Genomic DNA, 9,885 nt, shown 5'->3' on the forward strand with positions numbered 1-9,885 from the left:
CCGCCGCAGCAGTTCCATTCGCAACAGCAGCAGGTCTATCCGCCGCAGCAGTTCCATTCGCAACAGCAGCAGGTCTATCCGCCGCAGCAGTTCCATTCGCAACAGCAGCAGGTCTATCCGCCGCAGCAGTTCCATTCGCAACAGCAGCAGGTCTATCCGCCGCAGCAGCAGGTCTATCCGCAACATCGGCCTAATTCGCAGCCGCCTACGCCGCAACCAGGCCCCTTATCGGTATCTGCCAGTAAATCACCCGAGCTGGCGGAGCAGCAGAAAATGTTCCTCGCAGGCGAACGACCCATTAGCGGTCAGTTTAAGATCGGAGGCCGGGGTGGGAACACCTGGCGTTTGGCTGTTCCTTTGCAAGTCTCCGACGTCGCTAACTATATGAAGACCACTACGAATCCAAACGCCGATGACTGTGTGGCGCAGCTCTCAAGTAAAGGGAAATTCAGTTTCATTACTCGTCTTTCCGACGAGGAGCATGAGAAGGAGGTGTATGATCCACGTTCCAAGGATAGCGCGAACGAGGCGTTGTCGGAAGCAGTGCAAAAGATCATGGATGACTATCGTAAGCTGGGCCTTCCAGTTAGATAGCAAAAATTGCATCTCCTCACATGCGGTGCTACGGCTCATGCACACCTGACCGCGCGAGTCGTTCACTTCCCGCGACAAAGAACCTGTTGATCCAGAGTGAGAGCAGGATGCTGCTTTCCAGCCTGGAGATCGCCGTACCGGACGCACTGGCGCCGCCGTAGGCAGCGGCTCCGTCGCAACCGGTTTGTTCGACAAGGGCGGCGCATGCCAGCGACCATCTTCTCATCGGCTCGGATGCCATAGGTCGAACGTCGATTTCGGCGGTCGGCATGCATTGCCTTGCAATGTATTGTTGCCGGCGGTTCTTCCCATCTCCTGTTTATTCGAACTTCCTTATTCTTTCATTCCACTCGATTGCGCAGATCAGGACGCAACGCCGGCCTCCAAATAAGACGGGATTCTTTCAGTCGCACGCCAAAATCCTGCCTATGCCGCGCTTGGGCGCGAATAACATGCAGCCACCGCTAATGGAACTATTAATATCCCCGTAACACCCATGAATATACTCAATATCCATGAGGTCGGCAGTACGGGGTAAGCGCATTACTACCGAACATATAGCACCCGAAAGGCGGAGACAAATGCAATTACAACCGAATGCGCAGGCACAGTCACATGCGTTACCGGACATGCACCTGCAGCGTCTGCGCGATGTGCTTGATCTGCCGCATAACACCTTGCAGAGCGATGGGCTTTTCTTCGTCCTCGCCGATAAATATCCGGTCGTTGCACGTTGCGCCGATGCGCAGCATCTGTCGCTGATATGCGAAGTAGGACGGCTCGGCGCACTCGGCGCAAAGACCTGGCAAGCGCTGCTCGTCCGCCTGACAGCCGCCTATGACTATGCATTTCCAGTCAGCCCGCTGGCGATCGATGGAAAGCTGGCGCTAGTATGGCGCTGCGATGCCGCGGTACAAATGGATCAATGGCTGCGGTGGGCCGAAGACGCACTGACCTTTGTGCTTGATCTTCAGGAACGCATTGATGCCAATACCTTATAACCGATATTTCATCCGAATGAATGAAGAATATTTGAATCCCGTATCTGATGTGTAGAAAACAATATGGCAACCTCATATCAGATACCAAACGGTTCGAAGACCATCGGGTTCGATTTCTTCGCATACTTTAATAGGACCTCGGTCAAGCATGAGGATGATCAGGCGGCGCAGCTAAAAAAAATTCGTGAGCAAGCAGCACCTCCTCCGCCCGCTGCACTGCTAACGATGGAAAAATACCTTCTGCTCGGCTCCAGCATAAGCACGCACCAACATCGTAAGCACATGGCCGACACCCGCTTGCAAATCGATGCGGCACAGCGCGGTGTGCAACAACATGGTGGAACAACCAATGAGACGACACAGTCGGCCGATGCATCGGTGCGCCTCCGTGCATACAGCATACTGAAAAATGTAGTAAAACGCACTACGTCTGCAATGAAGCGGACCGTGGTTGTGGGCCTGGCGTCTTTGCCACAGGAAAAGGCGCCGAATATGCAAAAGGCGATGACGACGCCGCAATCCCGCTCGGAACGGGAGAGGACGACACGGCTTATCGCGAAGGGCAAAATGTCAACTCGCACCTCCGCACAACTCCGGGAAGAATGCGTACCGAAAGCCCGCATCAGCGCGCAGCAGATCACGCACGCAAAACAACTGCTGCAAAAAGCGGAAGAAGAGTACGCGGTTGCCATCTATCCGCGTGCCGAGCGTCTGCAAGCACTACACGCCTGTCGCTCACGCGTAATGGAACTCGTAACGCAACGCCAGGCACTGCTTGCTCAACAACAATCGCATGCCGAGTTCAACTCTACTTTGAGGGAAAAGCTGGCAAGCAATCTTAAACTACGTCCCAGTAATCTTGGACTACATCTCAGTAGTCTTGAATCAGATCTCAAGAAGCTTGAACCACGTCTCAGTAAAAATGAAGAGAATATCGTAGCGGTACTGGCATCAATTGTCCCCAGTGGCAAAGTGCGTGAGAAATTACCTAAGTTAATGACTGTGCTCATTCGCCGGCAAGAGTCTTTGACACGATCTCTTGATGCAATCGATGTCGAACGTGCGGAGATAAGCAAACTGATCGATGAAGAAGCGGCACAACCAGGCAGTAGCGACATGCACACATTGCATGATCTGCAGGGGATCTTGACGACGCTCGTCGGCGAGCACGCAAACCTGCTCGCCGACTTGCGTCAGCAATCAACCCGTGACACTACGCGGCTAGCCAATCAGTATGGCGCACTGTCGCAGACTATGTATGCATGGAGTCAGGCTGGCGGACCTTCAGCAGAAAATTCAGAAAATCATGAACTTGACGACATATTGGCAGATGCGCTCGGCGATATATTTTTGCAAGAAGAAAGTTTGGCCGGCAAACTGATATCTGAGGCAAAAGACTCGAAAGCCAGCGTGGTCAAACTGGTGTCCGATACCGCAAACGTGGAAAAGTACGATACGCTGACGCAATCGCTTTATGAAATCTTTCCACTGGACGAGCATCATATTCAAGATATCCAGACCGCCGAAGACAATCTTGAAAGAGCAATAGCATTAAAGGAAAGTGTTGAAACTGATGTCGCTACGCATACCGTTCACGCACGCACGCGATCCAGCGATAAATGTGAGAATCTGATAAGAGATCTTCCCGGCTTTCATACAGATGTTGCCAGCGCAACGCTGAGGGAGCGGCTCCACGCATTGTATGAACTCCTTGATACGCACAAGGTGGACGCCAAGAACAAGCTGGATGCACACCAGGTTTTCCAGCTAGCGTATCGCGCGATAGTCGACACATTCGCCTCAAAGGAAGGCGATGCCGATCCCGCGCTCGCCATTGCAATGTTGGATCAGATAGCGAATACAAGTTTTGAAGACATTATCTGCAGGCTAATGGGCGATCCGAATTCAGATCTGTTGCCGTCAACCGGGAAGCCTGACGGCACAGAAGCCGTGCTGCAGACACTGGCTCCGCTACGCCGCGGCATGGAAGTAATCCGGCGTATTACCGCCAGCGAAGGTCATGCGCAGGAATTGCGGGACCGGGGAATGGAGGAAGTCGACCGGGCGGCAAAAGTTTTTCTGATCGCCCGCAAAGCCCGTACCGAATATAAGGGCACCGGCAAACAGCCCGCCAACATTGGCAGTACGCCGACTCTGCTCGATGCTGCCCAGAAAGACGCACGCAAATTATTTTATCGTAACTTCGATCCGACTAGAAAAGAGCAGTTTGCCTTCAACCGGACTGCTGGCGAGGGCGTAGCTCTGGATGCAATACGCAATGGCTTTACTGAAGTCGGTGCGGACACCGATTTGCAGTATGTGGCCGACAAGTTAACAAAACTCAGAACGGAATGGGGACCGCGCGCAGTGGCACGCGCCGAGAAAGCTACCGGGGTTATCGGCCAAGGCAACCATGCCGGCACCAGGAAGATAATCGATCTGGCCCCGACAACAGGAAAAACGCCGTTTTCCGCGACTGCGTTCAAGTTGGCAAGTAAAACGTCAACAGCGTATGGCGTCGACGCGGCAAAAACCGGGGCGCAGATCAATGACTACGTGTTGAGTACATCGGGCGCACTGGAGAGCGCGTCCAAGACAATCGTACAACACTATCCACATACGGTCGATCTGTTGCTGCGATGTGCCGCTACGAAAATCGCTAAAGACAAGATCGCCCGCCTAAAAGAACAAGGAAATGTCCTCCGTCCTGAACATTGCGAATTCGATGAAACAGACGAAGCGTCCGTTCGAGAGGAATTCTTGAAAATCGCGGGAGAAGCAGGTATTGATATTACAGGTATCAATACTGCAGGCGTTGATTCCATCAGTGTTGATACTGAAGAGTCCGATACGCCGCGCAAGCGGCTCCAAATCTTATTGAATCAGGTAGCAGTTTCCTTACCTGCTCAACTAAAAATGCCATTGGAAGCGAACAGCCTGTTGCAATGGGCAGAAGACCTGAAAGAAAGGATGGGTACCGTACCAGTCACAAAGAGGCATCCGGTTTGGGAAGAAACAGGTAAGGCGCTGTTGATGGCCAAGCGTCTGGAGGATCTGGTAAGCATATTGCCGGCACCGTCGGTCGAAGGCGTGGAGGACATCTATAGATATCTTGCCGCAAAGATTGAACAGTTTCAACTCCGTGGAAAACTACGGATGACCGGTGGCGGTGTTTTAGGAGTTAACCTTAAACCGATCAAATACGCCATCAAAGGAACGGAATTAACCGCCCGCTTTGCCCAACTCGTGGCCTCTTTGGGGAATTTCGCAGTCTCAGGCACGCCTAATATCCGTATTGAAGTACAGTATGGCCGCAATGCAGTATTTGAAATATCGATGTCAACGGTGGGCTTTGAAATTGCAATCGTTTCCGAGACCCGACAGTCGGGTGCAATTGGCGCTGGCGCCGGAGTCAGTGTTGGCAACATTTTCGCCAAGGGCAAGTTGGGAGGAGATAAAGCGCTTGCAGAAGATCGCATACTGCAGCAGGGCGTGAAGTTCATGATTCCACGCAGCGTCAACAAGGAATACTCAGATGACGACATGCGCATGGAAACTCGCAAGCTGTTGGATCTAATTTTCCAGATGCAAATTACCGATGACGGACAGATCGAACGTATTGATCCAAAGGCTTTCAACGATGGTGACGATGTCAACGGAGTTCCGCACAGCGTCGCGCAAATCTTTGCGGAATGCCCACATGTGTCGCCTGGGGTGATTGACGACATGAGCGATGTCAGCCGCAAACAAGAAACCGATTTCAATGCTTCGGTCAAGACGTCATATCTGTTCAAACTCCTGTTCGGCGACGACGAGTCAGGAGCGATAATTGGCGGCAGTATGAAGAACACGCATCTGAATTCGCGAGATGTCAATGTTTCGGAGAAGACGGGTCACCACAATGTTGAAAGGCACAACAACGCGACTGGCGGCCAGGTCGCCATTTCGGGCGGCCTCGGTGGTGCCACAAACGCTGCGGAGATCGAGGCCGGCTCCACCGCGCATACTCTTTCTCTCGGCATGCCCGGTGTGACCCAATCGCACCAAGTAAAGCTGGTCGGCAAGGATGCCAAATTTCGATTGGTCAGCGTTGATGGCAAAACAGATGCGGTCAATACCAGGCGCGATGTTGAATATTCCAGTGTCACCTCATTAAGGCAAAGCATTAACGCGAACTTCAATCACTGGGTAAACCTGGGCGTCACCGAATTGTTCAAGACGTCGGAGTACAAAAAATACGCGGACGCGCCAATCGCTGAAAAAAAATCTGTTGTAGGGAAGCATTTGAACGATATGCTCAACGAACTTGAGGCCGGCGATTATACGGAAGGCGGTCGGCGCATTCTACGTAACGTATTTGCGGAAAGCTACCGACTGCTCGATTCAGCCGCCGCGGAATATGACTGCTTACGCGATGAGCAAGCGCTGTGCGAAGTACGACTGGCAAAAATCAGTAAATACTATGATGAACTGAAAGCCTCCGGCGACCTAAGTGAGGAAAGCATGGCGAACCTGAATCAAGCTGCAAGCGAGGCGCACGATCAACGTGAAAATGCGTTAACAGCGCAAAATGCGTTACTGCAGAAGGATGATTCATGGATACCCTGGAAGATCACTGCCAGCGAGCGCACGCTGGAGAACCAACAAAAAGGCCTGAATTTCTTTGCAAGATTTGGAGTGACTAACACCGCCGAAGGACAGCGGCCGGTAAAGAGCTGGCCGACATGATTGGAAAATGCTGCGTTGCTGCTGCACGCACCTACACTTTTCCCCTGGTGCGTGCGAGTATTGTTGTAGTACGTCAGCCATTGACCCAGGTCGACTTGCAATTCCCCAATAGGACGATAGATCTTGCGCCGGAGCGCAACCTAGTAGAACTCATTGAGAATCGTCTGTGGAAGGGCTCGCAAATGTCATGCTTTCTCCCATTGACTCAGTTTATCAACCGGGCGGTCCATAAGCGTCAGGTTGCCTCATCGTGCTGAGCTTGGTGTTGCGTATCGTCCGCAGGTGGCATTTCATATAGATGTATTCTGCGTTCCGGATAATTATATTGATCGTTTTCATCTAGACACCCCGTTCCACAATCTTCCACCCCGATCACAAGAAACCGTGTGCTCGGTAAAAACACGACTTCATCACCGTCCGCGTGGCCGTAATAAGACAGCTCATTCAACCGCTTTCCCGTTTTCATGTTGTAGATCACGAACTGGGCATTGAAAGCCGTCTCGTTGTCGTCCCAACGAAACTCCGTATAGTTGTTGGGGGTAAGCGATGCATGCGTAAAGCCCGGATGTGTAACGATTTTTCCGAAGGTATAACTATTGAGGATGTCGTTAGTCAATTTCGCGCCGCGTAGCAGGCGTAGCTGGGGTTTGGTGTGCCAATCGCGCTCCATCCCCGCTTGATAAAGCCCGTCGATTCGACGCTTCAAATCCTCATTCATGTCGTTGACAACGGCATCGGGGTCCTCGGAAAACATACGAAGCTGATACGTATTGCGCTCTACCTCGGAAAAGCACGTACTTTCGTCGAGTCGGCCATCTTTCGTCCAGCCATCTGTTTTAATCATTGCCTCGAAAAGTGGCGGCAAATCCTCGGACGCTAACTTTTTTGGCTTCGGCCACCAACCTCTTGCGACTCCGCTTTCGTCAAATCGAGGAAGCTGATTCAACCCGGAGATCACGGTTTTCAGATATGGACTCAGTCTTTTCAGGGTCTCTTGATCATTTTCACGTAGTGCTTGATTCAATTCGTTGGAACTGGCGACGAGGGTGCGTATCGCTATCAAATCTTCGATTGGAATACGCTTTATATCTTCGTGCCAATACGGATCATTTCCGCGAAGAACACTTCTTTCAGTGACAAGTTTCGTCATTTTAGTGCGGTAGAGTTCGTAAGTCTTTATCGCTTCTTCTACCCGCATGTAGCTCATGTTTGACCTGAGCACTGTTCCTTCTTTAAAGATTTGCTGAAAAGCTTGTCGATCTGCAGACGTACTGCGGAATGCATAATTCGGGCGCGCTATCAATGCTTCCAAGTCGGGAGTTGCCGGAGTGGGGCCCGTGTCCAACGCTACCGGCTGCAGATCGCTCGCCGTTTCCAGATGTGGGCCTTTCCCTTTATCCAACGCAGAGTTTGCGTGAATGCTGATGCTGGTTGTGGAACCGGCGCGACTGCGATAGTCTGGGGTCGCCGGAGCGGGACTTGCGCTAGGCTCTGTCGGCGGCAGGTGGGTTGCCGTTTTCGCATCTTCATCTGCTTCAGCCAAATCGTCGTTATTTGAGTCATCGGGATCATCGGTCAATTGAATTTCAGTAATCTCGAAATCGAAGCAGATGTTGGGTGTCTGAGGTTGAGTGTCGATTTGCGTCGTAGGTGAAGGTGTCGCTTCTTCGACCAAACTGGTGCTAGCGCTCAAAAGGCTTCCGTTATCCTCGGACTGGATGCGGATGTCGAGTGCATCGATCTGTGCCATAAGTGAAGGCATGCCTCGCGACGGAACCGGTTCCCTTAGAGTATTTCCCGTTCCGGTGCGTGACCCAAAGCTGTCGCGACGACTTGCCAGCAAAGTCGCCGTGTATCTGTGTGAATTCTCTGCGGTCGGCAGTCGCGTCCGTGGCTCAGGCATGGCTGCACTATGCGGGGCACCGGCCACGTTGACAGCGGTACCATTACTCGTAGCCCCATCCACTGGCTGCGTTAGCGAAATAGTGCTTGTGCGTGGAATTCCCGTCATTGCTTTTATCTCCAGTCGTTCTGCACCAGCCACCGCTCCACGCCACCGCTATTCGGTTTCATTGGCTAGCGCTCGCGCACGCGTATTTGTGCGCGATCAGACAGATGTCAATTATTTGATACTAGTGATAAGTGGGAATGGCGGCGAAACAGTTCCCGCGAGATGCCACGCCTGTGGTTGATGGGGTGCGTTCCCAATTGACCAGCGTCTTGAGACGGATTGATAGCCGACGCGATGCTTCCGACGCGCCTACCGCCTTTGCCAGGTTGATCGCTTCCTCACGTACTTCCTTCGTATTCCGTGACCTTGGTATCCGCTTCATCCTTGCCTCCGTTCCTCAATTGTACGAAACGTTGGCATCCACTTTTTCAAGCGACTTTAGTTCGGTAGATCGGCGTAATGAACTACGTGACCAGTTGAGGATGGCAGTAGGGAGGTATCGGCTTGGACGACGGAACCACGCCAGGTCGGCATGACACTCATGAGTTCCTACGCTGATGGTGCTTCTCCGGACATAAGATGTGTGTGACCTGCTACCCAACTTAGTCCGAAACGGCTATGGAACCTGCGGTTAAAAATCTTTGTGCAAAGCGGTTAGGCGTCAGGTAGCCAAGCGAACTGTGCGGCCGCTCGTCGTTGTATTCCTGTCGCCAGGTGTCGATCACTTCACGTGCATGCCGTACCGATAAAAACCAGTGCTCATTTAAGCATTCGTCCCTGAACTTGCCATTGAAGCTTTCGATGTACGCATTCTGCTGCGGCTTGCCTGGATCGATAAAGCGCAGCTGCAGTTGCTGTCGATAAGCCCACTCATCGAGTACTTTCCCGGCAAATTCTGGCCCGTTGTCTACGGTTACTGACTTTGGCAGTCCACGGCTTTCTGCAAGGCGCTCCAATACGGTTACCACCCGTCGTCCTGTGAGAGACGTGTCGACTTCAATGGCCAGGCACTCCTTGGTAAAGTCATCGACGATATTCAGACACCGTAATCGTCTGCCGTTGACGAACCCATCCGATACAAAATCCATCGACCAACTGTGATTCGGCGCCATGGAAACACCCTTTGGCTGACGTTCAACTGCAGCGATGTGTTTCCGCTTACGCCGACGCACCATCAGCCCGGCTGCGTGGTATATCCGGTACGTCCGCTTACGGTTGATGCGCCATCCTTCTCGGCACAGCAACACATGCAGGCGTCGATAGCCATAGCGTCGCTTCTGTCCAGCCAGTGTCGTCAATCGTTCCAGCAGTTCGCAGTCATCTGGTCGCTTGGCCTGATACCGGTACAGCGACCTGGAGATACCAATCAGCCCGCAAGCGCGTGTGATGCCTAACTGGTGGACCGTCATCAAATGCGTAACCGCGTCACGCCTGGCTTGCGGGCTTACCACTTTCGGCTCACAACATCGCGTAACGCTGCATTGTCTGACCCTGCCTCGGTTTCACGTACAGCATGTCATGCATCCATCAGCGTTTCCTCAGCTTGAACCGGAGTGCGATATCCGGTTGAGGAATGAATTCGCTGACGATTGTAATACCCTTCGATCCAGT

7 protein-coding genes and 1 pseudogene are annotated in these 9,885 nt (G+C 52.5%); 3 read left to right on the forward strand and 5 right to left on the reverse strand.

Annotation, left to right across the window (positions count from 1 at the left end; genetic code table 11):
* Positions 1-594, forward strand: a 594-nt coding sequence (locus ACFQUU_RS28250) for a hypothetical protein (RefSeq protein WP_382251866.1), incomplete at its 5' end; no start/stop codon positions are given.
* Between the two features lie 28 nt (positions 595-622).
* Here the strand turns inward: ACFQUU_RS28250 and ACFQUU_RS28255 are convergent.
* A complete protein-coding gene (locus ACFQUU_RS28255) occupies positions 623-865 on the reverse strand; it encodes a hypothetical protein (protein ID WP_382251867.1) in 243 nt (80 codons plus the stop codon).
* 310 nt (positions 866-1,175) lie between these two features.
* Between ACFQUU_RS28255 and ACFQUU_RS28260 the strand changes: the two genes are divergently transcribed.
* Both ACFQUU_RS28260 and ACFQUU_RS28265 read left to right on the forward strand, forming a co-directional pair.
* On the forward strand, positions 1,176-1,595 hold the full coding sequence (locus ACFQUU_RS28260; RefSeq protein ID WP_382251869.1) for a hypothetical protein: 420 nt from the start codon (positions 1,176-1,178) through the stop codon (positions 1,593-1,595).
* Between the two features lie 63 nt (positions 1,596-1,658).
* Positions 1,659-6,323 (forward strand): hypothetical protein, encoded by a 4,665-nt coding sequence (locus tag ACFQUU_RS28265; RefSeq protein WP_382251870.1) that lies wholly within the window; start codon positions 1,659-1,661, stop codon positions 6,321-6,323.
* A gap of 38 nt (positions 6,324-6,361) precedes the next feature.
* Here the strand turns inward: ACFQUU_RS28265 and ACFQUU_RS28270 are convergent.
* The 4 genes and pseudogenes from ACFQUU_RS28270 to ACFQUU_RS28285 all read right to left on the reverse strand — a co-directional run.
* A pseudogene (locus tag ACFQUU_RS28270) lies at positions 6,362-6,507 on the reverse strand (IS481 family transposase); the annotation flags it as partial.
* A 51-nt stretch (positions 6,508-6,558) separates the two neighbouring features.
* A complete protein-coding gene (locus ACFQUU_RS28275) occupies positions 6,559-8,073 on the reverse strand; it encodes a hypothetical protein (RefSeq protein ID WP_382251872.1) in 1,515 nt (504 codons plus the stop codon).
* A gap of 382 nt (positions 8,074-8,455) precedes the next feature.
* Complete coding sequence (locus ACFQUU_RS28280) at positions 8,456-8,656, reverse strand: hypothetical protein (RefSeq protein WP_382251874.1); 201 nt, start codon at positions 8,654-8,656, stop codon at positions 8,456-8,458.
* 220 nt (positions 8,657-8,876) lie between these two features.
* Complete coding sequence (locus tag ACFQUU_RS28285; RefSeq protein ID WP_382251875.1) at positions 8,877-9,725, reverse strand: IS3 family transposase; 849 nt, start codon at positions 9,723-9,725, stop codon at positions 8,877-8,879.
* Positions 9,726-9,885: the final 160 nt, after the last annotated feature.

It is taken from the genome of Herbaspirillum sp. GCM10030257, assembly GCF_042666555.1.
In the GTDB taxonomy this organism is placed as follows: domain Bacteria; phylum Pseudomonadota; class Gammaproteobacteria; order Burkholderiales; family Burkholderiaceae_D; genus Noviherbaspirillum.

Coding starts and splice junctions, on each gene's coding strand:
- ACFQUU_RS28255 (WP_382251867.1), bottom strand. CDS start 865: ATGCCGACCGCCGAAATCGACGTTCGACCTATGGCATCCGAGCCGATG.
- ACFQUU_RS28260 (WP_382251869.1), top strand. CDS start 1,176: ATGCAATTACAACCGAATGCGCAGGCACAGTCACATGCGTTACCGGAC.
- ACFQUU_RS28265 (WP_382251870.1), top strand. CDS start 1,659: ATGGCAACCTCATATCAGATACCAAACGGTTCGAAGACCATCGGGTTC.
- ACFQUU_RS28275 (WP_382251872.1), bottom strand. CDS start 8,073: ATGGCACAGATCGATGCACTCGACATCCGCATCCAGTCCGAGGATAAC.
- ACFQUU_RS28280 (WP_382251874.1), bottom strand. CDS start 8,656: ATGAAGCGGATACCAAGGTCACGGAATACGAAGGAAGTACGTGAGGAA.